The sequence below is a fragment of the Sphingomonas sp. Leaf339 genome, from assembly GCF_001426195.1.
Taxonomy (GTDB): Bacteria; Pseudomonadota; Alphaproteobacteria; order Sphingomonadales; family Sphingomonadaceae; genus Sphingomonas.
This window is the reverse complement of record NZ_LMRS01000012.1, coordinates 180227-205740: the sequence shown is the minus strand read 5'-3', so window position 1 is coordinate 205740 and position 25514 is coordinate 180227. Positions and strand designations below refer to the sequence as shown.

The window sequence follows — 25514 nt, the reverse complement described above, 5'->3', positions numbered from 1 at the left end:
ACGGCGTTGCCATCAATCGCCTCGCCGCGGCGTTCGCCAAGGACCGCCCGGCGCTGATCGCCTTTGTTACGGCGGGTGATCCTACAGCCGCCGCTACCCCCGCCATTCTCGATGCACTTGTTGCCGGCGGCGCGGACGTGATCGAACTGGGCATGCCGTTCACTGATCCGATGGCGGACGGGCCGGCGATTCAGAATGCCAACATTCGCAGTCTGGCCGCCGGCACTACCACCGCCGATATCCTGTCGATGGCTGCCGGTTTCCGTGCGCGTCATCCGGCGGTGCCGCTGGTGCTGATGGGCTATGCCAATCCGATGCTGCGACGGGGCGCCGACTGGTTCGCCGACGCGCTGGCCACCGCCGGTGTCGATGGCGTCATCTGCGTCGATATTCCGCCCGAGGAGGACGACGCGCTGGGGCCGCAATTGCGAGCGAAGGGTATCGCGCCGATCCGGCTTGCGACACCGACTACCGACGCCGCAAGGTTGCCGACCGTGCTTGAGGGCGCAGAGGGTTTTCTTTATTATGTCTCGGTCGCCGGCATCACCGGGCTGCAACAGGCGGCGCAGGCGTCGATCGAGGAAGCGGTTGCGCGGCTGAAGGCGGCGACGGACCTGCCGATCGCGGTCGGTTTCGGCATCCGCACCCCCGAACAGGCCGCGGCCGTGGCGCGAGTGGCGGATGCGGTGGTTGTCGGATCGGCGATCGTTGAGGTCGTGGCGGAACACGGTGCCGATGCGCCGGCGCCCGTCACCGCCTATATCCGTTCCCTTGCAGACGCCGTTGAATCCGCACGGAACAATCGTATCGAGGAAACTGGCCGATGAGTTGGCTAAACAACGTCCGCAATGCCTTGGCCTTCAAATCCAAGAAGGACCAGCCGGAAGAGAATCTCTGGCACAAGTGCAAGGGATGCGGCCAGATGGTCTTCACGCGCGAAATGGAGGAGAACCTCTATGTCTGCCCGCGGTGCGAGCATCACGAGCGCATCGGGCCAAAAATCCGCTTCTCGCAAATATTGGACGAAGGCAGCTGCGCGCAGCTACCCGCACCCAAGGTGCCGGAAGATCCGCTGAAATTCCGTGACTCGAAGAAATATGTCGATCGGATCAAGGCGGCGCGCACCGCGACCACCGAGCCCGATGCGCTGCTGAATGCGCGCGGCACGATCTTGGGTCACCGCGTGGTGATGGGCGTGCAGGATTTCGCCTTCATGGGCGGATCGATGGGTCTGGCGGTCGGCGAGGCGTTCGTCCGCGGCGTAGAGGCGGCGATCGCGGATCGCTGCCCTTATCTGATCTTCACGGCGGCGGGCGGAGCGCGGATGCAGGAGGGCATCCTGAGCCTAATGCAGATGCCGCGCAGCACGGTGGCTATCCAGATGCTGCATGATGCCGGCTTGCCCTATATCGTCGTGTTGACCGACCCGACCACGGGCGGCGTCACCGCCAGCTACGCGATGCTGGGCGACGTGCAGATCGCCGAGCCGAATGCGCTGATCGGTTTTGCCGGCCAGCGGGTGATCGAAAGCACGATCCGCGAAAAGCTGCCCGAGGGATTTCAACGGGCGGAATATCTGCTCGATCACGGGATGCTGGATATGGTCGTACATCGCAAGGAACTGCGTGATCGGCTGGCGCAGGTGATCGGTTACCTTTGCGGCAATCGCGCGGCGGCGGCATAATCGGCGGATCATAAGTCCGGGCCGAGGAACCATCATGCCCGATCATGCCACGTCTTCGCATGTCGCCGTCCAGTATCAGTTAGATCGGCTGGCGATGCTGTCGCCCGGCGCGGATGTGCTTGGGCTGGAGCGGATTGCCGCCCTGCTGACGCGACTGGGCGATCCGCATCTGTCGATGCCGCCGGTGTTCCATGTCGCCGGGACGAACGGGAAGGGATCGACCTGCGCCTTCCTGCGTGCAGCGATCGAGGCGGCGGGTTTGTCGGTCCATGTCTATTCCAGCCCGCATCTGGTCCGATTCAATGAGCGTATCCGGGTTGCAGGCCGATTGATCGATGACGATGCGCTGGCCGGGCTGCTGGCCCAGGTGCTGGATATCGCTGACGATATCCGCCCGAGCTTTTTCGAGGTGACGACGGCTGCCGCATTCCTGGCCTTTGCCCGCACGCCGGCGGCGGCGACCATCGTCGAGGTCGGACTGGGTGGACGGTTGGATGCCACCAATGTCATCGTCGCGCCGGTCGTGACCGGCATCGCGGCGTTGGGGGTGGATCATGAGTCGTTCCTGGGTCGCGGTGCGGTGACGATTGCGGGAGAGAAGGCCGGCATCGCCAAGGCGAGAGTTCCGCTCGTCACAATGAATTATCCGCGTCGCTCCGCGGATCGCATCGCGCAGATTGCCGCCGCCGCCGGGGCGCCGGTGCTGGCGCGGGGGCGTGACTGGCACAGTGAAACGGCGCGGTCGACGATGCGCTATGCCGATCCGGGATTTTCGATCGTCACCCACCGCCCCCGCCTGATCGGGGCGCATCAGTCACGCAATCTGGCACTAGCGATTGCGATGCTGCGGCATCAGGGAGCGCTGGCGGTGCCGGAAGCGGCGTATCGCGCGGCGGCGGATTGGGCGCAATGGCCGGCGCGGATGCAGCGATTGTCGCCGGGGCCGCTGACCGGGCTGTTGCCGGATGGGAGCGAATTGTGGCTGGACGGGGCACATAATCCCTCCGCCGCCGCTCCGGTGGCACGGGCGCTGCGCGGGATCGCGCGGGGGCGGCCGGTGACTCTGGTACTGGGGATGCTGGCGAACAAGGACGCGCCAGCGGTGCTACGGCTGCTGTCGTCATCGGTCGGCCGCGTGGTGGCGGTGCCGGTGCCGGGGCATGAGCATCATGATCCGGCGATACTGGCTGGACTGGCGCATGACCTTGGGGTGGAGACAATGCTAGCCGAATCGGTCGAGGCTGCTCTGGCCTGCGTGAAAACGGCTGGCGTCGTTTTGATTGCTGGGTCGCTTTATCTGGCCGGCTCGGCACTCGTCGCCAATGAAGAACTGCCGATCTAGTTGCTATTGACTTGCAATAACGTATGCGTGACGCTTGGTTTCGAGCTGAGCGGAGACGTCCTGATGACGACCGATACGACCACCCTGTTGCCCCACGCGCTGCCCACCTGCATCAATGCGCGTATCGCGTTGTTCGCGATGCGGCGGATGGGGGCGCATGGTCTGGCGGATGCCCGTGCGGCGCATGCTTTCTTCACCGCGTTCGGGCAGGGCTTTCGTCGACCGCTAATACTGATGCGGGTGCTCATGGCCGAGCTTGCATCGACCGCAGCCGGCACGATCGCGATCGCGCCCTGCTGCTGTGGACGTATGACCCCGGCGGAGGCAGCGCTGATATCGATCCTGGGACGGATCGAAATGGCGCCGGAGAAGGCGCGGCTGCTCACCGCCGATCTGCTCGGCGTGCGACGGGTCGAGAATGTGCTAATGGCCGCCGCCGCCGTAACCGCCGCTTTTACCGATGAAGGGCGGCCCGTTAGCTAAGACGGGATGCCTTACGGAACATTGCGGGCATCTCCCTCGCCTGTGATGCCCGCGCTGCCGATCGACTGATCGACCAGACCGGTCCGGCTCATCCACCAGAACAGGACGACGCCCGGCAGCGCCAGCAGCGTCGTCATCAGATAGAAATGGACATAGCCGAACCGCTCGATCAACGCGCCCGCGGTGGTGCCGGTTACGATCCGGCCGACGATGCTGGCGGCGGCCGAGATCAGTGCGAACTGTGCGGCGGTGAAGCGAAGGTCGCACAGCGCGGAGAAATACGCGATGACCACGACGCCGCCATAGCCGCTCGCCGCGTTCTCGAACCCGATCGCGGCCGCCATGCCGATGTTGGAATGGCCCGCCGCCGCCAGTCCGGCGAAGGACAGGTTGGAGACCGCCATCAGGACTAGCGCGAGCAGCACCGACCGCTTCATCCCCATCCGCGCGTACAGGATGCCACCGATGAAGATGCCGACCAGATACGCGATGAATCCGACGCCAACGTCGTAGAACGCGATCTCGTCGCCGGTGAAGCCCAGATCGTCGAACAATAGCCGCAACGTCAGATTGGCCAGCGTGTCACCGATCTTGTGGATCAGAATGAATAGTAGCACCAGGAGAGCGCCGTCGCGCGCGAAGAACTGCACGAACGGCCCCCAGATCGCTTTCAGCCCCTCGGCGAAACCACGCTGAACGACGGGATCGCGCCGCCGGACCGGCTCACCCAATACCAGTCCCGCCAGCATCGCCGGCAGGGCGAAGGCGGCGCAGGCCAGATAGGCGGTGCTCCATCCCGACCGTTCCGCAACCACCAGCGCCAGCGCACCTGCGCCCGCTGATCCGATCCGCCAGCCATATTGGCTCATGCCTGAACCGACGCCGAGCTGCCTCGGCGCTAGTATCTCGATCCGGTAGGCGTCGATGACGATGTCGAACGTGGCCCCCGCCGCGCCGACCAGTATCGCCGCCGTCGCGGTCGCGCCGATGCTGGCGGACGGATCGACGAGTGCCAGATTGGCGACCGCCGCGATCACCAGCAGACCGGCCAAGATCAGCCACGAGACGCGCTGGCCCAATCGACCGATCAGCGGCAGGCGGACGCCATCCACAACCCACGCCCATAGCCATTTAAGGTTATAGACGAGGAAGGCGAGGCTGAACGCCGTTACTGTCTTCTTGTCGATGCCGCTGGCGGCCAATCGCGTGGTCAGCGTCGCGCCGATCATCGCATAGGGGAAACCGGAAGAGATACCGAGCGCCAGCGCGGCAAGCGGCTGTCGCTCGAAATAAGGCGCCACGCCGTCCCGCCACCGTACCTGCGTTACCGTATCGCCCATGCCCGCTCCTTATGAGAGCGGGCGACCATAGCGACGATCGCTGTGGAAGGAAGCGTTACGCGGCGGGCGCGAACAACCGGAAGCCGGGTGGCAAGCGCTTTGGGGGCTTGCCCTGCAATCCCGCCTCGATCGCCACGATCGCTGACAGCAAGTCGCGCTGGTTATAGGGTTTGGACAGGCAGCCGGCGGCCAGTTCCACAGCCTCGGGCGGCAGAGACCCGGTCACGAACATTACGGGGATATCGCGCTGGCGGGCGGCGCGGGCGACGTCCAGACCCGACCCATCGGCCAGATTGACGTCGACGAGAATGAGATCGATCGCCTGCCCGTCGGACAAGATATCGACGGCGTCTGCTACCCGATCGACTGTGGCGACCACTTCGTATTTAGCCTCCGACAACACATGTTCGTTGTCGAACGCCACCAGTGGTTCGTCCTCGACGACCAACAATCGGACGATGTGCCGCTTCTTTTTGCCGAACAGCATGGCGCCCCGCCCCTTATTACGCTTGCGGGTCATAACGCACCCCGACGCCAACGGGCGCAAAGATTTTTTCGCCTGATCGCGTCAGAGCATGTATTCGGCCGATCATGAATGACTCCGAGCCCCGTCCGGGCGATCGCATCGCCAAACTTCTTGCTCGCGCCGGCATCGCGTCGCGCCGGGAGGTCGAACGCATGATCGCGGAAGGCCGCATCGCGCTGGATGGGGTCGCGCTCGACACGCCGGCCACCGTGCTGACGTCGCTGAACGGCATCACGGTTGATGGCCACCCGGTCGCGGCGCCCGAGGCGGCACGGCTGTTCCTGTATCACAAGCCGACCGGTCTGCTCGTCACCGAGCGTGACCCGGCCGGTCGTCTGACGATCTATGACCGCCTGCCCACCGATCTGCCGCGGACGGTGCCGGTGGGGCGGCTCGATCTGGGTACGGAGGGGTTGCTGCTGCTGACGACCGATGGCGGGTTGAAGCGTCAGTTGGAGCTGCCTGCCACCGGCGTCGAGCGTACCTATCGTGCTCGTGCCTATGGCGATGTAACGCAGGCGATGCTGGAGGATCTGATCGAGGGGATCGAGATCGAGGGGATCCGGTACGGCCCGATCGATGCCAATCTGGAACGCCGCACCGGCGCCAATGTATGGATCGAACTGACGTTGTCGGAGGGCAAGAACCGTGAGGTCCGCCGGGTGCTGGAGCATCTGGGGCTACAGGTCGGTCGCCTGATCAGGACGCGGTACGGGCCGTTTGTGCTGGGCGACTTGCCGCCGGGTGAGGTGGGCGAAGTGAAGCAACATGACCTGGTCGCGTTCACCAAGACGCTGGCTGGACCGCGCCGTGCCAAGGGAGCGGACCTGCAATCGCTCGTCACCGTCGAGCCGAGGAGCAAGGCGGCGAAGCCTGCCCCGGCGGCACCGGCCGCCGCGCCAGTCGAACGACCGGCCGCCGAGGCGCGACCAACCCGTGCGCCGGTACGTGCGGCCCCTGCCCGCGCCGCTCCCGCCAAGCCCAACAGTGGCTGGGGCAGCCGCACCCGGCCCAGTCGTCCCGGCGATACAGGTGAAGCGCGGCCGGCGACCGGCCGTTTCCAGCTTTCCGACGCGGGGGCGCGTGGCGGCCGATCCGACCGGCAGCCGCGTGATCGCTCCGGCAGCGAGCAGCGTCCGCAGCGATATGATGCCGGCGATCGGCCGCGTTCGGCCGCGCCGCGCGAAGGGCGTCCCGCCACCGTGCCGCGCGATGGCAGCGAACGCCCGCGCTCGTTCGCGCCGCGCGGCGACCGTCCTGCTGCGCCGTACCGTGATCGGTCGGATGCAGCGGATCGGCCGCGGACGCAATATCCGCGTGAGGGGCGTCCGGCCACCGGGCAGCGGCGTGACGGCTCGGAAGCGAGCGAACGCCCCCGGTCGTTCGCGCCGCGCGGCGATCGGTCGACGGGCAATTATCGGGATCGGCCGGAGCAGGGCGATCGTCCACGCGGTCAGTCACCACGTACTGAAGGCGGTGAACGGTCCCGCGCGCCGAATTTTCGGAGTGACCGCCCTGCCCGCACCGGCGACGATCGGCCACGCACCGCGACATCGGGGACGTTGAGCGCGAACCGTGGCGGCGGCAAGGGGCCTGCCGGTGGCCGTGGCCATCCACCGCGTGCGGTGAAACCGTCGCGCAAGGGTCCACCGTCCGGCGCGCCCAAGGGATCGCCGCCGCGGGGCAAGCGCTGAAATGCGGGTCATTGCCGGTCAATGGCGGGGCCGCCCGCTCGTCGCGCCCAAGGGCGATGCCACCCGCCCCACCGCGGATCGGACCCGCGAGGCGCTGTTCTCGATGCTCGCCAGTCGTCTCGGCAGTTTCGAGGGGCTGGCCGTCGGCGACCTGTTCGCGGGTTCAGGTGCGCTGGGGATCGAGGCGCTGTCGCGCGGTGCCGCCACTTGCCTTTTCGTGGAGCAGGACCGTGCCGCGCTAGACGCACTGAAGGCCAATCTGGCGAAGCTCGGCACGCGCGGCGACGTTCGGGCGACGTCGGTAATGGCGCTGGGGCCGGCGCCCGCGCCGCTCGACCTTATCATGATGGACCCGCCTTATGGCACGGGAGCGGGTAGCGTGGCGCTCGACAAACTGGGTCGGCTCAGGTGGATCGGGCCGGCGACATGGGTCAGCATCGAAACCTCGAAGCCGGAGGAGATCGAGCTGCCCAACTTCGTCGTCGATGCTACGCGCGTCCATGGCAAGGCGCGGCTCACCCTGTTGCGGCGCGGTTAGAGGACCGCGTCGCTAGGCGTGGCGGGCGTCGTTGCGCGTGGTCGCATCATCACTAGGGCGATGAGGCTCAACGCGGCCGCGCCGCTTAGATACAGGCCCACGGCCGCCAGCCCGCGCTCCATCGCCAGCCCCTGCGCGACCAGCGGCGTCAGCCCGCCGCCGATGACGCCGGCGACGTTGAAGGCCATCGATGCGCCGGTGTAGCGGACGCGGGCCGGAAACAGTCCGGGCAACCAGGCACCGAGCGGGCCATAGACGAAACCCATCGCGAACAGAGTGAGCGACAGAAACGCGAAAGCCCCGATCGCCGATCCGTTCATCAGCGGAGCGATAGTGAAGCCGACCAGAATGGTGGCGACGCAGCCACCCGCCAGCACCCGCCGTTCGTCCCAGCGATTGTCGGCTAGCCAAGCCGCGAGATAGATACCGACCGCCATGAACAGGATCGCGCCCAACTGCATCAACAGAAACTGCTGCATCGTGAAGCCCAGCGTCTTGGTGCCGTAACCCAACAGGAACGCCGTGCCGACATAATAGGCGGCGAAACAGGCGATCGCGCCGACCGTCCCCGCCAGCGTCGCACCGAGGTGCTGGCCGAGCAGTTCGGCAATCGGCACCGCGGGTGGTGGCGCCTCCTCCAGCGAGGCCGCAAATTCTGGCGTTTCTGTGAGCTTTAGGCGAATCCATAGCCCCAGCGCCACCAGTATCGCGCTGATCGCGAAAGGAATGCGCCAGCCCCAGTCACGAAACTCCGCCGGCGACAGCCACAGGCCGAGCAACAGGAACAGGCCGTTGGCGGCGATGAAGCCGGCCGGGGCGCCCAGTTGCGGCGCGCTGCCATAGCGGGCGCGCCAGCCTGGCGGTGCATGCTCCACCGCGAGCAGGGCTGCTCCGCCCCATTCGCCGCCCAGGCCAAAGCCCTGACCGAACCGCAGGACGCAGAGCGCGACCGGCGCCACCCAACCGGCCGTGGCGTAAGTCGGCAGCACCGCGACCAGCGTCGTCGACACACCCATCGTCAGCAGCGACGCGACCAAGGTCGACTTGCGGCCGATCCGGTCGCCGAAATGGCCAAATACCAAGCTGCCGATGGGCCGTGCGAAGAAGGCCACGGCCAAGGTGGCAAAGGCGGCTAATTGCTGCGCGCCGGGAGCGCCGAGCGGAAAGAACAGCTCGCCGAATACCAGCGCGGCGGCGGTCGCGTAGACGTAGAAATCGTAGAACTCGATCGTGGTTCCGACGAAGCTGGCGAGCAGCACGCGGGCATGGGAAGGATGCGGTCGATCGGTCATGCGCTTCCTTCACGTCCTCGCCGGACGCGGTCAAGCTGCTGCGGTCAATCCATGCCAGGGTAGGTGGCGAAGCGGGGCAGCGTCTCGACGTCGTCCATCCAAGCGACACGATCCTTGACCATGATCTGGGCGCCGGGTGGATTGCCGGCATAATCGTCGAGCGTGCCGGACTGGATATCGACGATGCCGGGCAGATAGACAGGGTTGCGATAGAACAGGCCGGTTCCGCATGTACCGCAGAATTGTCGGGTCGCTTCTTCGGATGATGCGTAGGTGGCGGGGGTGCCGGTCACCGTTACCTGATCCTCAGTGAAGGCGATCCAGCCCACCATCGGTGCGCCCGACCAGCGGCGGCAATCGGTGCAATGACACAGCGCGTGATGCTGCGGCTCACCGGTAGTGGTGTAGCGGATCGCGCCGCAATGGCAGGCGCCGGTGTAAGTCTGGGTCATGGCGACATGACTGGCAATCGGCACGCGCATGTCGACCACGGCGCCAGGGATATCCGGGCACCGCGGTCGGCACGGTCGATCAGCGGGCGGCGACCTGCACAGCGCCGCGACGCTCAATCGCGGCAAGCTGACCGTTACCGTCGGCCAGCATCTCACGGTAGCAACGATCCGCATCGGTCATCGCGGTGCCGCGCATCGATCCGACGCCGCAGGCGCCACGGGCGGCACGGGCGATACGCTGTGCCAGACGGCCACGGTCGCTGGCGTTGGCGAGATTGAGACCGGCACGCGATACGTTGACGATTACGGGGACGCGGCGATCGGTCCGATCAGCGGCCGATACGGTGGTGGCGGAAATCGCGCACGCGGCAAGGGCCGCCGCCGTGGCGACGTTACGGATGATGGTCATGATAGCTCCTGCGGGTTGGCGCCCGGCTCTGCCGGTACGTTGATGGCTCACGCGCACCCATCCGGGCCTCGTCGGCTGAGGCTTCGCTAGCCCTGCTTCGTTACGCAGGCGCGACGATCAGGTGTCGCTTCGATGACGTGGACCGCGCTTGTCTGTGCGGCGTTCGTTCCCTACTTGTTCGGTGGTGAACCAGTCCGCCATACCCTCGACGATCGATGAGCCGCCTTATCTGCGCGGGCTGAACCCGCCCCAGCGCGAGGCGGTGTTGACGACCGACGGTCCCGTTCTGATGTTGGCCGGAGCCGGCACGGGCAAGACGGCGGCCCTGACCGCTCGGCTCGCGCATCTGCTGTACACGCGCAAGGCGTGGCCGAGCGAGATTCTGGCCGTGACGTTCACCAATCGGGCGGCGCGCGAGATGCGGGAGCGGGTCGGCCGACTGGTGGGCGATGCGGTGGAGGGGATGCCGTGGCTCGGCACCTTTCACGCGATCGGCGCCAAGATGCTGCGCCGGCACGCCGAACTGGTCGGCTTGCAGTCCAATTTCACCATCTTGGATACCGACGATCAGCTTCGTCTGTTGAAGCAGCTCGTCGTGGCGGCCGATCTGGACGAGAAGCGGTTCCCGCCGAAGCAATTGGGTGGCTTGATCGACGAGTGGAAGAATAAGGGGCTCACCCCCCGCGATATCGACGCCGGCGAGTCCGAGCGTTACGCCAATGGCCGTGGTGGCGAATTGTACGTGCAGTATCAGGCGCGGTTGCGGGCGGTGAACGCATGCGACTTCGGCGACTTGTTGCTGCACATGCTGGTGATCCTGAAGACGCATCGCGACGTGCTGGAACAGTATCAGCAGCGCTTCCGCTATATCATGGTGGACGAGTATCAGGACACCAATAGTGTTCAATATCTATGGCTGCGGCTGTTGGCGCAGGAGCGGCGGAACATCGCTTGCGTAGGCGATGATGACCAATCGATCTATTCGTGGCGCGGTGCGCAGGTGGAGAACATCCTCCGGTTTGAAAAGGACTTCCCGGGCGCCACGGTGATCCGCCTGGAGCAGAATTATCGCTCTACTCCCCATATTCTCGGTGCGGCGGGTGGCGTGATTGCGCATAACAGCGGCCGGCTCGGCAAGCAGTTGTGGACCGAACTGGACGCGGGCGAAAAGGTCCGCGTGCTGGGCGTTTGGGATGGTCCCGAAGAAGCGCGCCGGGTGGGCGACGAGATCGAGGCGGCACGGCGGAACGGCACGACGCTGGACGATATTGCTATCCTGGTCCGTGCCTCGCACCAGACCCGCGAGTTCGAGGACCGGTTCATCTCGATCGGGATGCCGTATCGTATCGTCGGTGGTTTCCGCTTCTACGAGCGGGCAGAAATCCGTGACGCGCTGGCGTATCTGAGGGTCATCAACCAGCCGGCGGACGATCTGGCGTTCGAGCGCATCGTCAATGTTCCCAAGCGGGGGTTGGGCGACAAGGCGTTGGCGCGTATCCATCAACTGGCGCGGGCCGAGGCGTTGCCACTGACCACGGCGTCGGCCCGTATTCTCGACACCGATGAACTGACCGCACAGGCGCGGCGATCCCTTGGACGATTGATCGGCGATATCGCGCGCTGGCGCGACATGGCGCAGACCCTGCCCCACCCCGAACTGGCCCGGCAGCTGTTGGACGAGAGCGGTTACACGGCGATGTATCAGGCCGAGAAGTCGGTAGAGGCGGCGGGCCGGCTGGAGAACCTGACCGAGCTTGTCCGGGCAATGGAAGAGTATGAGTCGCTCGGCGCCTTTCTCGAACATGTGTCACTGGTCATGGACAACGAGGGCGGCCGTAACGATCCGCAGGTGACGATCATGACCATCCACGCGGCCAAGGGTCTGGAGTTCGACACCGTCTTTCTCGCCGGTTGGGAGGAAGGGCTGTTTCCCTCGCAACGATCGCTGGACGAAGGCGGGACCAAGAGCCTGGAGGAGGAACGGCGGCTTGCCTATGTCGCCATCACGCGGGCCCGGCGGCGGGCGTTCATCCTGCATGCCGCCAATCGCCGCATCTATGGGCAGTGGACGTCGAGCATCCCCAGCCGCTTCGTCGGCGAACTGCCGCCCGAGCATATCGACACCGAAACCAGCATGAGCGGCGGCGAGAGCCTGTGGTGCGCCAACTGGTCTGAACGTGCCGATCCGTTCGCCGATGTCGCGCGCGGCACCGGGCGGGGGCCGGGCTGGCAGCGCGCCGCCGGGCAGATGGGTGGTTCCAGTTTCACGACCGCCCCCAAACGGATCGTTGAGAGCCGGGCCAGCGCGGTCAGCTTGGGTAACAAGGGGCGCGGTGACCTGTCAGTCGGGCAGCGCGTGTTCCACCAGAAGTTCGGCTATGGCGCGATCGCCGAGATCGAGGGGAACAAGCTGGAGATCGATTTCGAGAATGCCGGGCGCAAACGAGTGATGGATACGTTCGTGACCCTGAGCTGAGTCACGCCGACGTGCGACCTATTCGGTTGGCGTCGGCCGGACGATCCGGTCGCGGCAGATCTGGCGCAGCTGACGGCGGATCGTGGGGCCGGAGAGATGGGCGTTGACCGAGGCGTAGCGCTCTTGTTCCAACTGACGCCGGATATCGTCGAGCGTCGTGCATGGTCCCTGCCGCGCCAGTTGATAGGCGCGCTCCACCGTGGACTGGGCGCGAACCGGAGCATCCGATGCGCTGTCAAAGGGCGATGCTTCCTGCATCATCTGGCTGGTGGAGGCGTGGTCCACGTCCATCGGACGATCCTTCTACGCGTAAGCGGCGGCCTCTGTCGGGTATCCGTCATCACGAGCATGCCTACGGGGTCGGGCAAGTGATATGCCGTCCTAGCACACGGGGTGACGCAACGCCGCATGCTTTCGATCAAGACGGATGGGGCCGTTCAGGAACGATCGGGTCTGCCGGCGGTATCAGAGCATCAACGCCCGATTCGCGGGCTGGAGGACCAGTGATATGCTTTCCCGTCTTCTAACGATCGGCCTCGTCGTTGCCACCGTCGCCGGGTCCCCCGCCCTGGCCCAGAGCAGCGCGCAGGAAACCCGGTTCCGCGCCGCGCAGGAACGGTTCGATCGTGAGTATCAGCTCTATCGCCAGGAAGTGGACCGGTATCAGGAAAGTCGCAACGACCGGCGGACGAGCGACGACGGCCCCTATCGTCAGGCGCCCGATCGGTACGAGAACGGGTATGACGACACCGCTGTTTATGATCCCGCGCGCGATTATCGCACCGGCGGTCAGTATCGCGAGCGTGTGCTGTCGACGGACGAGCGGGTCTACGCCGGTTATGACGGGCGTTATTATTGCCGCCGGTCGGATGGCACAACGGGCCTGATCGTCGGAGGCGCGGCGGGCGGCTTGCTCGGCAACGTCATCGATGGCGGTCGGAGCCGGACCGTGGGCACGTTGCTCGGCGCGGCGGCGGGTGCATTGGCCGGTCGTGCAGTCGACCAGAACCAGCAGGTTCGTTGCCGCTAGGGAAACCGGCGACTGACGATAAGTTGAATGTCGGGTCTGCCGCTTAACGCGGGCGGCAGACCAATTACTGTTGATTTCGTCTCGTGGCGCGGCGATAGACGGAGCGTTCTTAGAAGCAGGGGTACGGGGCAGCGATCCCGCCCGACCGTTCAGGAGACGACCATGACTTCGCCGATCCGTACCGAGCGCCATGACGATGTGCTGGTCATCATTTCGGACAATCCGCCTGTCAACGCGCTGGGTGCGGCGGTGCGTCAGGGGATCGATGCGGCCATCGAGGAGGGCGTCGCTGACGCCTCGATCGAGGCGATGGTGATCCGGTGCGATGGCCGCACGTTCTTTGCCGGCGCGGACATCACCGAATTCACCAAGCCGCCGGTCGAGCCTTTGCTTCCGACGGTGGTGGATATCATCGAAGCGTCGTCGAAGCCCGTCGTCGCTGCGATCCACGGCACCGCACTGGGTGGCGGATGCGAAGTTGCGCTGGGCTGTCATTACCGGATCGCCGTACCCTCCGCCAAGATCGGCACGCCGGAAGTGAAGCTCGGCCTGTTGCCCGGCGCGGGCGGGACGCAACGCCTGCCGCGCATCGCGGGCGTAAAACTGGCGCTGGAGCTGACCGCCAAGGGTGATCCGATCCCGGCCAAGAAGGCTTTGGACGCCGGCCTGATCGACCGCCTTGCCGGCGAAGACAGTCTGGCGGACGACGCGATCGCTTTTGCGCGTGAGATCAAAGCGAACCGGCCGATACCTCGCGCGAGCGAGAAGGAAGCGAAAGCCGATCCGGAGGCCATTGAAGCGTTCAAGAAGGAAAACGCCCGCCGTTTTCGTGGCTTTGACGCGCCAGCTGCCAATATCGCCTGCGTCGAGAAGGCTGCCTCCGTCGCGAGCTTCGCCGAGGGTATCGCATTCGAGCGACAGGAATTCATGCGGTTGATGATGGGCGTTCAATCTGCTGCCCAGCGCCACATCTTCTTTGCCGAACGTCAGGCATCGAAGATCGACGACGTTCCCGCCGACATCAAGGTGCGCGATATCAAGCGTGTCGGTGTGATCGGCGCCGGCACGATGGGCGGCGGCATCTCGATGAACTTCCTGTCCGCCGGCATTCCGGTGACGATCGTCGAGATGCAGGCGGAAGCGTTGGAGCGTGGCACCGGTACGATCCGCAAGAATTACGAAGCGACAGCCGCCAAGGGCCGGATGAAGCCGGAGCAAGTCGAACAGGCGATGGGCGCGCTGAAACCGACGCTCAACTTCGATGACCTGCGCGATTGCGACCTTATCATCGAGGCGGTGTATGAGGAAATGAGCGTGAAGAAGGACATCTTCACGCGGCTGGATGCCATCGCCAAGCCCGGCGCAATTCTCGCCTCGAACACGAGCTATCTTGATATCGACGAGATTGCCGCCGCGACTGCCCGCCCGCAGGATGTGCTCGGCATGCATTTCTTCTCCCCCGCCAACGTGATGAAGTTGCTGGAAGTCGTGCGTGGTGAGAAGACCGCGGGCGATGTGCTGGCGACCGTCATGGCGCTGGCGAAGAAGATCAAGAAGGTCGCGGTCGTCGCCGGTGTCACCTATGGCTTCATCGGCAACCGCATGCTGATGCCGCGCCAGGTCGAGGCGACGAAGCTGCTGCTGGAAGGTGCCACGCCCGAACAGATCGACCGCGTGCATGTCGCGTTCGGCATGCCGATGGGGCCGTTCCAGATGGCCGACCTCGCCGGCGTCGATATCGGCTGGCACCGCGACCCGACCCGGATCGAGAACATCCGCGACGCCCTCGCTGCCGAAAACCGCTGGGGCCAGAAGACGAAGGCTGGTTTCTACGATTACGACGAGAAGCGCACGCCGTCGAACAGCGCCCGCGTTGCAGAGATCATTGAGGATTTCCGCAAACGCGAAGGCGTCACGCCGCGGGAGATTAACGATGACGAGATTGTCGCCCGCACGCTCTACACGATGGTCAACGAGGGTGCGCTTATCCTCGAGGAGGGTAAGGCTCAGCGCGCGTCCGACATCGATGTTGTCTGGATCTATGGCTATGGCTGGCCCGTCTATCGCGGTGGCCCGATGTTCTGGGCGCAGACCGAGGGATTGGGCAAGGTCGTCGCCGGATTGGAGAACCACGGCTTCACCGTCGCGTCGTCGCTGAGGGATGCCGCGGCCAGCGGAGGCCGGATCAAGTAAGACGCAGCCGTCGTCCCGGCTTTTGCCGGGACCTTCCCCTTAAAAAGCGGGACGACCGCCACGGGGACTGGACGAGGAGAGGATGCCATGACCGATCTCGATAGTTTCCGCACGGACACGCGTGCCTGGCTGGCGGCAAACTGTCCGGCCGCGATGCGTCAGCCGCTTCGCTCCGATGGCGACGTGTGCTGGGGCGGCCGTCGCTATGCGCCATCCAGCCCCGAACAGAAGCAATGGCTTGACGCAATGGCGGCACGCGGGTGGACCGTGCCCGACTGGCCGACGCAATATGGCGGCGGGGGCCTCTCACCAGAAGAGACGAAGATTCTGCGCGAGGAGATGGGCACGATCCGTGCCCGGTCGCCGCTCTATTCCTTCGGTATCTCCATGCTGGGACCTGCACTCCTGAAATACGGCACCGAGGAACAGAAGCTCGATCATCTGCCCAAGATCGCTCGCGGTGAAATCCGCTGGTGCCAGGGATACTCCGAACCCAATGCCGGGTCCGATCTAGCCAGTTTGGCGACGAGCGCGGAAGACGGCGGCGATCATTATATCGTCAATGGACAGAAGGTGTGGACCAGTTATGCCGACAAGGCGGACTGGATTTTTTGCCTAGTCCGCACATCCAAAGAGTCCAAGCAGGGCGGCATCAGCTTCGTCCTGTTCGACATGGCATCGGATGGCGTATCGACAAAGCCGATCCTGCTGATTTCCGGAAATTCGCCATTTTGCGAAACCTTCTTCGACAATGTGAAGGTGCCCAAGGCCAACCGGGTCCATGACGAGAACAAAGGTTGGGACGTCGCCAAATATCTGCTCGGCCATGAACGTGAGATGATATCCGGCATGGGCCTTGGCGGTTCGGGCAAGAACCCGCTGATCACTGGTGCGATCGCCACGATCGGGCTTGACCATGACGGCCGGCTTGCCGACCCTATCCTTCGCGCAAACATCGCGCTCTTCGAGGTGCGCGCGCGGGCCTTCTCCGCCATGTCAGAGCGCTTCATCGATGAACTGAAGGCGGGTCGCGCACACCCTGCCCAGCCCTCGATGATGAAATATTACGGCACCGAGTTGAACAAGGATCGTCACGAACTGATGATGGCGGCGGGTGGATCGGATGCGCTGGAATGGGAAAGCGACGCCTCGAGCACCGGCGCTATGCCCCGCGCCTGGCTGCGGACGAAAGCCAACTCGATCGAGGGTGGCACGTCCGAAATACAGCTGAACATTATCGCTAAACGCATTTTGGCGTTGCCCTCCTGACCGCCGATCTACGGTTGACGATTACTCTTATGACAGCAGATTTCGGTCTTGGCCGGAATGGAGGTTCACATGCCCCTCTACCTTGATGACGACCAGACGGCCTTGCAGGATACGATCCGCGATTTCATCGCCGATGCCGCGCCGGTTTCGCATCTGCGCGCGCTGCGTGACGCCGATGATCCGGCCGGGTTCAGCCGCGATCTGTGGAAGCGATTTGCCGACATGGGCTTCACCGGCATCCTGATCGACGAACCTGCCGGTGGCCTCGGTCTCGGCCATGTCGAGGCCGGTGTCGTGCTGGAAGAGATCGGCCGCAACCTTTCGCCTTCCCCGTTCCTCACCACTGCCGTCGCTGCAGTCGAGGCATTGCGCGGCTCTGCGCAATCGGATCGCTGGTTTCCCGGTATCCTCGCTGGCGATACAGTCGCGGCACTGGCGATCGACGAAGCGGCCAAGCATCGTGACCGGATCGAACTGTCGGCGGTACGATCCGGCAACGGCTTTCGCCTGACGGGCGCGAAGCGGTTCGTGGTGCAAGGGCATGTCGCCGATCTGTTGATCGTCGCGGCCCGGACGGGCGGCAGCGGAGCGGATCGCGATGGCATCACCCTGTTCGCCATCCCGCGCGACGCCGTGAACCTGACGATCACACCTGCGCGGCTGGCGGACTCCAGCGTTGCCGCCCATCTGGGATTCGAGGGCGTGGACGTGGACGCCGATGCGGTGATCGGAGAAGTCGATGCCGGACGCGCGCCGCTCGATCGGTTGCTGCGCGCCGCGCGGACGGGCGCGTCGGCAGAACTGCTGGGCGTCGGTGGCGGGGCGATGGACATAACGATGGGTTATCTTAAGCAACGCAAGCAATTCGGTCAGGCGATCGGCAGCTATCAGGCGCTGCAGCACCGCGCCGCACATCTGTACAGTGAGATGGAGGTCGCCCGCGCCGCCGTGCTGAAGGCGCAGCAACTGTTAGATGCCGGTTCCGACCGCGCGGACGAGGCGGTCTCTGTCGCTAAGGCGATGTCGGGCGTGGCGACGACGCTGTCCGTCAACGAGAGTGTTCAGATGCATGGCGGCATCGGCATGACCGACGAATACGATATCGGTTTCTACATGAAGCGGGCGCGGATGCTGGCCGAAATATGGGGCGACGCGAATTTCCATGCCGATCGACTGGCGATCGCCGCCGGCTATTGACGCTGTTCCGGCCGACCGCGAAGGCAGGCGGCATGAACCAGAACATGCCTGTCGACGTCGATCCCACCGCCCTGGTAGCAGGCCTCGTTACTCTGCTCGATGTAGAACAGATCGATGTCGACCTGTTCCGCGGCGCTCGCCAGCCCGGCGGTGAGGGGCGGGTATTCGGCGGTCAGGTGATCGCCCAGGCGTTGCAGGCGGCTCAGCGATCGACTGATGCACCGAAGGTAGCCAATTCGCTGCACGCGTATTTCATGCGGCCGGGTGACGAGAACCACCCGATCGTCTTTCGCGTCGTTCGCGATTTCGAAGGTCGCAGTTTCGCCACCCGCCGGGTAATCGCGATGCAGCGCGGCAAGCCGATCCTGAACATGGCCTGTTCGTTTCAAGTGCCTGAAGAGGGCTTTACGCACCAGGATACGATGCCGGATGTGCCCTCGCCGGACACGCTGACCAGCGAAGCGGCGTTGCGACGGGATATGGCCGACCGGATACCGCCCGAATATCACCGCGTATTGCTGAGGCCACGCCCGATCGATATCCGACCGGTTTGCCCACGTAGCTGGATCGATCCGGCACCGGGCGACCCAGTTCAGGCGATGTGGTTCAGGCTGGTGGCGCCGATCGGCGACGATGCAGCGCTCCACCGAGCAGTTCTGGCCTATGCATCCGACATGGGGCTGTTGGGGACAGGGATGATTCCCCACGGCGTCGGCTGGATGAACCCGCGGATGCAGGTTGCGAGCCTCGACCATGCCCTATGGTTGCACGAGCCGTTCCGTGCCGACGAGTGGTTGCTCTATGCGATGCGTAGTCCGTGGGCTGGCCATGCCCGTGGTTTCAATCGTGGGTCGGTCTTTACACAGGATGGGCGGCTAGTGGCGAGCGTCGCGCAGGAGGGTTTGATCCGCCAGCGCGATTGATCCGCTCAGTCGGCGATCATCCGTCGGGCCAGGGCGGTCGCCTTGCGGGTGTCGCTGGCCAACTTCTTCACCTCGGCAGCTACCACCGAAAATCCACGGCCAGCGTCGCCGGCACGGGCCGCTTCGATGCTGGCGTTGAGCGCCAGCAGGTTCGTTTGTGTGGCTATCCCCGCGACGGTTTCGACCACTTTGCTCAACTGGACGATCAACTGTTCGGCTTCCAGCCGGCGCGCTTCGGCCTCGTTGCGGAAACGGCCGGTTTCCTCCAGCCGGGCGCCGACCTCTTCTTCCAGTCGGAACTGTGCTGTCACGTCGGTGGCCAGCTTGACGATCTTCACTGGCTTGCCCGTTACGTCGAGGATCGGCGTATAGGTCGCTTGAATCCAGCGCGATGAACCATCCGCGGCGATGCGGCGGAAACGATCAGCGACGAAACGGCCACTACCAAGCATCGCCCAGAAAGCCTGATATTCCGGACTGGCGACATGGGCGGTATCGCAAAAGATGCGGTGATGCCTTCCAAGGATTTCTTCGCGCCGATAGCCGAACAGCTTCAAGAAGATGTTATTCGCGTTCAACACGGTGCCGTCGATGTCAAATTCGATCACCGCCTGTGATGCGTCGATCGCGGTTCGCCAGCGGTCGGCCTCATTCGCGCGTTGCCGGGCAGCCGTAATATCGTGTCCGATCATGACGATACGGACCACCGATCCCCGATCATCAAGGATCGGATGATAAGCCGCATCGATCCAGATCGGGCGATTGCCATGGTTAAGGCCCTGATATTGACCAATCACGGATTGACCGCTGCACAACCGCGCCCAGAATTGCTGCTGGTCCTCACCCTCCGAGACTTTCCAGACATCGTCATGGACCATTCCAAGGATTGCGTCTCGGCGATGATCCAGCATGCCCACCATTCGATCGTTCACATCGACGATCCGTCCGTCAGGCGCGAAGGCCATCATCGCATGGGCGCGCTGAATGGCATCCCATACAGCGTCGGCAATGACATGATCGGTGTCGGCAGATCGAACCATGTCGTCCAGGTAGCAAAGGACCATATAACGGCGCGTAAACTACGCGGCGGTTATCCCGTATTCCTGCCAGATGACGGGATGGCTGGATGACAGCCCGCCATCGACGACAATCGCTTGCCCGTTGACATAGCTTGCGTCGTTGGAGGCGAGGAACAGCGCTACCTTGGCCAGTTCCTCCGGCGAGCCACCGCGACGAAGCGGGTTCAATCGGCCGACGCGGTCCAGCTTCCCGACGTCGCGTGCGTGATCGAACACCACCTGCGTCATCCCCGTTTCGGTTAGTCCGGGTAGCAGCGCATTCACCCGCACGTTCGATCCAGACAATTGCTGGGCGGCGACCTGGGCCAGATTGATGACGCCGGCCTTCGACGCGGAATAGGCTGGCGACCCGGCGCCCGATCGTAGCCCCGCAACGCTGGCCGTGAGCACGATGGCACCGCCGCCGCGCTCTGCGATGCGAGGGGCGGCGTGCTTGATGGCCAGGAACGGCCCGATCAGGTTCACGCGCAACACCTCGGTTATCAGTGCAACGTCGGTATCGAAAATATTCGCCATGCCACCGGAGATGCCGGCATTGGCAAACATGATATCCAGCCCCCCATGCGCCTCCACGGCAAGGGCGATCATGCGAAGGACATCGTCTTCATATCCCGCATCGATCCGGATCGCGCGTGCAGCCGGGCCGATCATCGCCGCGGTTTCCTCCGCGCCGTCGGTTAGATCCGCGACCACCACCTGCGCGCCCTCGGCCGCGAAGGCGATCGCGGAAGCCCGCCCGATGCCCGACCCGCCACCGGTGACGATTACCGACTTTCCCGTAAACCGTGCCATCGATCTTCTCCCGCTATGCGCCCGCCCGTTCGGCGAACGCCCAGGCGGCATCCGCCAATCCGCGTACCCTCGCAGCAGTTTCCTGCGCCTGCGCACTGGCCGCATTGCCGTCGATGATCCGGCGCTTGATGCCCTGTACGATGCCGGTCAGCCGGAAAAGGTTATACGCGAAATACCAATCGAGCTGTGGCACGCCGTCTCGACCAGTTGCCGCGCAGTAGCGTTCGACGACCTCTTCCATGGTCGGAATGCCCGTGTCGGGCCCGGTCAGGCCCAACACGCCCGACCGCCCCTCGGGCGCAGTCACCCAGTTCATCAGAAGGTAGGAGAAATCGGCGAGCGGATCGCCCAATGTGGACAATTCCCAATCCAGGACCGCAAGCACGCGCGGGCCATTTTCAGCGAAGATCATGTTGTCGATCCGGTAATCGCCATGGACGATCGACGTACGGGTTTGTTCGGGAAGCGTTCGGGGCAGCCAGTCGATTAGCCGATCCACCGCCTCCATCCGCTCCGTCTCGGCGGCACGATATTGCTTCGTCCAGCGTGCGACCTGCCGTTCGAAGTAATTGCCGGGCCGCCCATAGTCCGACAACCCCGCCGTCGTGTAATCGGTCTGATGAAGCGCCGCGAGCATATCGACCATCGCATCATAATGCGCCCGTCGGTCGGCGGGCAGCGCGTCGGGCATCCCACCGTCCCAGATCGTCCGTCCTGCGACCAGTTCCATCACATAAAAGGGCGATCCGATGACCTTATCGTCATCACACAACCCCAGCGGCTGGGGCACCGGGAAGCCGGTCGGATGAAGACCGGCGATCACGCGGAATTCGCGTTCGACCGCGTGGGCGGACGGGAGGATCGGGCCAAACGGTTTGCGCCGCAGGACATAGCTTCGGGCCGGCGTATCCATCCGATAGGTTGGGTTCGATTGACCGCCCGCGAACCGGCGATAAGTCAGCGACCCGTGAAAGCCGTCGACATGGGTCTGCATCCAGTCACCCAGCCGGTCCAGATTCAGCCGGTCGCGGGCGGCTACCTCGATCGTGCCGTCCGGTGCGCTCACCTGACAGGCCGCTCTGCCGCCACATCGCCATATTTGCCGAATTCGGCACGGGCGATGGAACGGTTGTGCACCTCGTCCGGTCCGTCGGCGAAGCGCAGTGTACGCATCGCGGCCCAATCATGCGCCAGCGAGAAGTCCTCACTGACGCCAGCGCCGCCATGCGCCTGAATAGCGTCGTCGAGAATCTGAAGCGCCATGGTCGGGGCGGCGACCTTGATCATCGCGATCTCCACCTGCGCCGCCTTGTTGCCCGCCTTGTCCATCATGTCAGCGGCCTTCAGGCACAGCAGGCGGGTCATCTCGATATCGATCCGCGCTTTGGCGACGCGTTGTTCCCATACCGAATGATCGGAGATGCGCTTGCCAAACACGATGCGCGATTGCAGGCGCTTCGCCATCGCCTCCAGCGCCGTTTCGGCGACGCCGATCGTTCGCATACAATGATGGATGCGGCCCGGCCCCAGTCTTCCCTGCGCGATCTCGAACCCCCGCCCCTCGCCCAGCAGGACATTCGAGGCAGGTACGCGGACGTCGGTCAACAAAACCTCGCCGTGGCCGTGCGGCGCGTGGTCGTACCCATAGACCGACAGCATCCGTTCGATCGACACGCCGGGCGCTTCCATATCGAGGATCATCATCGATTGCTGGCTGTGCCGTGATCCTTCGAAGCTGGTCTTGCCCATCAGGATGGCAACCTTGCAGCGCGGATCGCCGACGCCGCTCGACCACCATTTGCGGCCGTTGACGATATAATCGTCGCCATCGCGTACCATGCTGGTCTGGATATTGGTCGCGTCCGACGATGCTACCTGCGGCTCCGTCATCAGGAAAGCGGAACGGATGTCGCCGTTCATCAATGGACGCAGCCATCGTTCCTTTTGCTCGGCGGTGCCATAGCGCAGGAACACCTCCATGTTGCCCGTGTCGGGTGCCGAGCAGTTGAAGCATTCGGAAGCCCAGCTGATCTTCCCCATCTCTTCGGCACACAGGGCGTATTCGAGATTGTTTAGCTGCGTCCCTTCGAACGTGAAGCTGTCGTCGACATGGGCACGTCCGGAGCGGGGGGGCATAAAGAAGTTCCAAAGACCGGCGGTCTTTGCCTTCACCTTGACCTCCTCGATCACCGGCAACACCTTCCAGCGCTCGCCCGTATGGCCCTGCGCGATGTAATCGGGGTGCCGTGGCCGGATTTCACGGTCGATGAATGCCTTCACCTGATCCCTGAAATAGGTTTCGCGTTCGCTCAGGGTGAAGTCCACCGCCACTCTCCAGCCATCGTTGTTTTCTGCTTCGTAGACCGTACCGGATGTTCGGTAAAGCCGTCGATCTATCCCAAAAATGCCGTAAACGAGGATACCGGAAAAGGGACTGGCCCTGCAAAAGGAAGCTGGTACAGATGGCACGATGACGGCGGACGAGAGCGTAGAAATCGGAACCAAGCGCTTTCGCGCCAAGCGCGACGCGATCCTCGCTGCCGCCGCGGAAGCCATCAACGAACAATCGGCCAAGGGCATGACCTTTGCCGATGTTGCCCGGCGTGTTGGGCTGAATACAACCAGTGTCACGTATTATTTTAAGCGCAAGGAGGATCTTGCCGCTGCGGCATTCGAGAATACGCTCGATCGCTTGATGGATATGCTAGAGGACGCGCTGCGTGCCGACACCCCCCGCGCCCGCGTCGCGCGCTATCTGCAGCTCAATATGGAACGGCTGGAGCGGATCGACCGGGGAGAGGAGACGGCGTTCGCCGTGCTGTCGGACCTGCGCGCTACGGAGGATCCGATCCGGTCGCGTCTGATGGCGGGGTGGCAAAAAGTGTTTCGGACCACCCGTGCCTTGTGGGGCGATCCCAGCACCAGGCTGATGAAGGATTTGACCAGCGCGCGGGCGCACGTGCTGCTGGAGAACACTTTCTGGCTGCCGATCTGGATCCAGCGATACGATGCCGATCAGTATCCGCGGGTGGAGGCGCGGCTGATGGATGTGTTTGCGAACGGCATTGCTGCGTCCGGCGCGCGTTGGACGCCGACTATACTCGATCTGAGCCACGATGAACGCGAGCCGGGCCGAGCGGCATTTTTGTTGGCAGCCACGCGCCTTATCAACGAACTGGGCTATCGCGGCGCTTCGGTGCAGCGGATCGCGTCGGAGTTGAACGTCACCAAGGGCAGCTTTTACCATCACCTCGATGCGAAGGACGAGTTGGTCACCGCCTGTTATCGCCGTTCGTTCGATACGATCTCCGAGGCGCAGGTGCTGGCCGATGCGCGCGATGACAGTTATTGGCAGCGATTGGCGAGCACGGTCGCCACGCTGCTCGACGTGCAGTTCGCCGAGGCTGCGCCGCTGTTGCGCACCACGGCGCTGAGTGGACTGCCGGCTGGCGTGCGCGATGCCATGGTTGATCGGTCGAACCGGATCGCGCGCCGCTATGCCGGCACTATCATGGACGGCGTGGCGGAGGGGTCGTGCCGTCCGGTCGATGCGCTGGTGGCGGCGCAGGCATTGATGGCCTTGCAGAATGCCGCGTTCGACATGCGCAAATGGGCCGGCACGATGCCGCGCGACCGGGCCGTGGCGATGTACGCATCGACGTTGCTGTACGGCCTGTTCGACGACCGGATGGCCGCGGCCTGATTGCCCTCCCCTTTCGATAGTCCACTGAACCAACCATCTTCAGCGGGACCATGTAAGGACCAACGCGATGATCGATCTGCACTACTGGCCCACACCCAACGGGCACAAGATCACGCTCTTCCTCGAAGAGGCCGAAATCCCCTATCGCATACTGCCGGTAAATATCGGCAAGGGTGAACAGTTCGCGCCCGATTTCCTGGCGATCGCGCCGAACAACCGGATGCCCGCGATCGTCGATCAGGAACCAAGCGATGGCGGCGCGCCGATTACGGTGTTCGAATCGGGCGCAATTCTGTTGTATCTAGCGGAGAAGACTGGCCGCTTCCTTTCAGCGGATATACGCGACCGTGTGGCAACAACGCAGTGGCTGATGTGGCAGATGGGTGGCCTTGGTCCGATGCTGGGGCAGAACCATCACTTCAACCGCTATGCGCCTGAAAAAATTCCATACGCGATTGACCGATATGTGAAGGAAACCAGCTGTTTGTACGGCGTGCTGAACACGCAACTCGACGGGCGCGATTTTATCGCCGGCGACTATTCGATTGCCGACATGGCCTGTTACCCGTGGATCGTCCCGCATGAAGCACAGGGGCAGAATCTAGAAGACTTTCCCCTTCTACATCTTTGGTTCGATCGCATCGCTTCGCGGCCAGCGACCATTGCGGCTTATGCAAGGGGACAGGAAATCAGTGAACGCAACGTCGTGAATGACGAGTCAGCGAAGAAGATTTTGTTCGGTCAGACGGCGCGCTGACGGATTTAGAAAAATACGGGCAATGAGACGCAGATAATAGACGTTTTGATCGTCGCGTCCGAAGTGTCAGGAAATCGTTGACGGGTACCTATTCCTCGATCGATACGCTTCGGATGGCCACTGCCTAAAACGGGGAAATTGAATTCGTTCGGCATGGCGGACGCCACGTTCAAGCAGCACTGTGGTCTTCGCCTGAGCTGTGTTCATACAAATTGCGACACAACGTAGGCTGATCGACACAAGAGTGCGACAATGGTGAGGGATAGGTCCATCCATTCGGCGCCCGGATGGTCCACGCGCCGGCCGGAGCTGTCCGATGATTGTCTCTCTTCTGC

At 63.9% G+C, this 25514-nt stretch carries 24 protein-coding genes and 1 pseudogene; 14 read left to right on the top strand and 11 right to left on the bottom strand.

The window, feature by feature from the left end:
* Positions 1-11 precede the first annotated feature (11 nt).
* The 4 genes from trpA (at position 12) to ASG67_RS07760 (ending at position 3509) form a co-directional block, all read left to right on the top strand.
* On the top strand, positions 12-827 hold the full coding sequence (gene trpA, locus ASG67_RS07775) for a tryptophan synthase subunit alpha (protein ID WP_056529081.1): 816 nt from the start codon (positions 12-14) through the stop codon (positions 825-827).
* Positions 824-1684, top strand: coding sequence for an acetyl-CoA carboxylase, carboxyltransferase subunit beta (gene accD / locus ASG67_RS07770; RefSeq protein ID WP_056527900.1), 861 nt, complete (start codon positions 824-826; stop codon positions 1682-1684). Before trpA ends, accD begins: the two co-directional genes overlap by 4 nt.
* A 34-nt stretch (positions 1685-1718) precedes the next feature.
* The gene (locus ASG67_RS07765) at positions 1719-3026 is read left to right on the top strand and encodes a bifunctional folylpolyglutamate synthase/dihydrofolate synthase (RefSeq protein WP_056527898.1); all 1308 of its coding nucleotides are present in this window, start codon (positions 1719-1721) and stop codon (positions 3024-3026) included.
* A 63-nt stretch (positions 3027-3089) separates the two neighbouring features.
* Positions 3090-3509 (top strand): DUF6628 family protein, encoded by a 420-nt coding sequence (locus ASG67_RS07760; protein WP_056529078.1) that lies wholly within the window; start codon positions 3090-3092, stop codon positions 3507-3509.
* A gap of 11 nt (positions 3510-3520) precedes the next feature.
* Here ASG67_RS07760 and ASG67_RS07755 read toward each other — a convergent pair whose 3' ends face one another.
* Both ASG67_RS07755 and ASG67_RS07750 read right to left on the bottom strand, forming a co-directional pair.
* Entirely contained in the window at positions 3521-4849 is a 1329-nt protein-coding gene (locus ASG67_RS07755; RefSeq protein ID WP_056527895.1) for an AmpG family muropeptide MFS transporter, read from the bottom strand.
* Positions 4850-4904: 55 nt separating this feature from the next.
* On the bottom strand, positions 4905-5336 hold the full coding sequence (locus ASG67_RS07750; RefSeq protein WP_056529074.1) for a response regulator: 432 nt from the start codon (positions 5334-5336) through the stop codon (positions 4905-4907).
* A 104-nt stretch (positions 5337-5440) separates the two neighbouring features.
* Between ASG67_RS07750 and ASG67_RS18270 the strand changes: the two genes are divergently transcribed.
* The gene (locus tag ASG67_RS18270) at positions 5441-7069 is read left to right on the top strand and encodes a pseudouridine synthase (protein WP_156460707.1); all 1629 of its coding nucleotides are present in this window, start codon (positions 5441-5443) and stop codon (positions 7067-7069) included.
* A gap of 1 nt (position 7070) precedes the next feature.
* Positions 7071-7607 (top strand): 16S rRNA (guanine(966)-N(2))-methyltransferase RsmD, encoded by a 537-nt coding sequence (gene rsmD, locus ASG67_RS07740; protein ID WP_056527893.1) that lies wholly within the window; start codon positions 7071-7073, stop codon positions 7605-7607.
* Here rsmD and ASG67_RS07735 read toward each other — a convergent pair.
* From ASG67_RS07735 to ASG67_RS07725, 3 genes are read right to left on the bottom strand one after another with little or no spacing between them, the layout of a single operon-like run.
* Entirely contained in the window at positions 7604-8899 is a 1296-nt protein-coding gene (locus tag ASG67_RS07735; RefSeq protein WP_056527890.1) for an MFS transporter, read from the bottom strand. The genes rsmD and ASG67_RS07735 overlap by 4 nt on opposite strands.
* A 44-nt stretch (positions 8900-8943) precedes the next feature.
* On the bottom strand, positions 8944-9381 hold the full coding sequence (locus ASG67_RS07730; RefSeq protein WP_235535142.1) for a GFA family protein: 438 nt from the start codon (positions 9379-9381) through the stop codon (positions 8944-8946).
* Positions 9382-9430: 49 nt separating this feature from the next.
* Positions 9431-9760: a UrcA family protein gene (locus ASG67_RS07725; RefSeq protein WP_056527887.1), complete on the bottom strand. Its 330-nt coding sequence runs from the start codon at positions 9758-9760 to the stop codon at positions 9431-9433.
* Positions 9761-9989: 229 nt separating this feature from the next.
* Here ASG67_RS07725 and ASG67_RS07720 point away from each other — a divergent pair, with 229 nt between their 5' ends.
* Positions 9990-12236 (top strand): UvrD-helicase domain-containing protein, encoded by a 2247-nt coding sequence (locus tag ASG67_RS07720; protein ID WP_200940762.1) that lies wholly within the window; start codon positions 9990-9992, stop codon positions 12234-12236.
* Positions 12237-12254: 18 nt separating this feature from the next.
* Here the strand turns inward: ASG67_RS07720 and ASG67_RS07715 are convergent, their stop codons facing one another.
* Positions 12255-12527: a hypothetical protein gene (locus tag ASG67_RS07715; RefSeq protein ID WP_056527885.1), complete on the bottom strand. Its 273-nt coding sequence runs from the start codon at positions 12525-12527 to the stop codon at positions 12255-12257.
* Between the two features lie 217 nt (positions 12528-12744).
* Between ASG67_RS07715 and ASG67_RS07710 the strand changes: the two genes are divergently transcribed.
* From ASG67_RS07710 to ASG67_RS07690, 5 genes are all read left to right on the top strand, one after another.
* On the top strand, positions 12745-13266 hold the full coding sequence (locus ASG67_RS07710) for a glycine zipper 2TM domain-containing protein (protein ID WP_056527883.1): 522 nt from the start codon (positions 12745-12747) through the stop codon (positions 13264-13266).
* Positions 13267-13428: 162 nt separating this feature from the next.
* Complete coding sequence (locus tag ASG67_RS07705) at positions 13429-15459, top strand: 3-hydroxyacyl-CoA dehydrogenase NAD-binding domain-containing protein (RefSeq protein ID WP_056527881.1); 2031 nt, start codon at positions 13429-13431, stop codon at positions 15457-15459.
* 87 nt (positions 15460-15546) lie between these two features.
* A complete protein-coding gene (locus ASG67_RS07700; protein WP_056527878.1) occupies positions 15547-16728 on the top strand; it encodes an acyl-CoA dehydrogenase family protein in 1182 nt (393 codons plus the stop codon).
* 69 nt (positions 16729-16797) lie between these two features.
* Positions 16798-17925 (top strand): acyl-CoA dehydrogenase family protein, encoded by a 1128-nt coding sequence (locus ASG67_RS07695; RefSeq protein WP_056529065.1) that lies wholly within the window; start codon positions 16798-16800, stop codon positions 17923-17925.
* Between the two features lie 32 nt (positions 17926-17957).
* The gene (locus ASG67_RS07690) at positions 17958-18848 is read left to right on the top strand and encodes an acyl-CoA thioesterase (protein ID WP_056529062.1); all 891 of its coding nucleotides are present in this window, start codon (positions 17958-17960) and stop codon (positions 18846-18848) included.
* A 5-nt stretch (positions 18849-18853) separates the two neighbouring features.
* On the opposite strand, the gene ASG67_RS19745 is transcribed toward ASG67_RS07690, so the two are convergent.
* The 5 genes and pseudogenes from ASG67_RS19745 to ASG67_RS07670 form a co-directional block, all read right to left on the bottom strand.
* Positions 18854-19555 carry a methyl-accepting chemotaxis protein gene (locus ASG67_RS19745; RefSeq protein ID WP_321163533.1) on the bottom strand — a complete coding sequence of 234 codons (702 nt, stop codon included), beginning with the start codon at positions 19553-19555 and terminating at the stop codon, positions 18854-18856.
* Between the two features lie 3 nt (positions 19556-19558).
* Positions 19559-19768: pseudogene (locus ASG67_RS19800) on the bottom strand (hypothetical protein); the annotation flags it as partial.
* 159 nt (positions 19769-19927) lie between these two features.
* Entirely contained in the window at positions 19928-20719 is a 792-nt protein-coding gene (locus tag ASG67_RS07680) for an SDR family NAD(P)-dependent oxidoreductase (RefSeq protein WP_056527872.1), read from the bottom strand.
* Positions 20720-20732: 13 nt separating this feature from the next.
* Positions 20733-21713: a phosphotransferase family protein gene (locus tag ASG67_RS07675; protein WP_082543419.1), complete on the bottom strand. Its 981-nt coding sequence runs from the start codon at positions 21711-21713 to the stop codon at positions 20733-20735.
* A gap of 68 nt (positions 21714-21781) precedes the next feature.
* Positions 21782-23044, bottom strand: a complete 1263-nt coding sequence (locus ASG67_RS07670) for an acyl-CoA dehydrogenase family protein (protein WP_056529059.1) — start codon at positions 23042-23044, stop codon at positions 21782-21784.
* Between the two features lie 145 nt (positions 23045-23189).
* Here ASG67_RS07670 and ASG67_RS07665 point away from each other — a divergent pair, with 145 nt between their 5' ends.
* Both ASG67_RS07665 and ASG67_RS07660 read left to right on the top strand, forming a co-directional pair.
* Entirely contained in the window at positions 23190-24422 is a 1233-nt protein-coding gene (locus tag ASG67_RS07665; RefSeq protein WP_056527866.1) for a TetR/AcrR family transcriptional regulator, read from the top strand.
* A 67-nt stretch (positions 24423-24489) separates the two neighbouring features.
* Positions 24490-25179, top strand: a complete 690-nt coding sequence (locus ASG67_RS07660; protein WP_056527864.1) for a glutathione S-transferase N-terminal domain-containing protein — start codon at positions 24490-24492, stop codon at positions 25177-25179.
* The last annotated feature ends 335 nt before the right edge of the window (positions 25180-25514 follow it).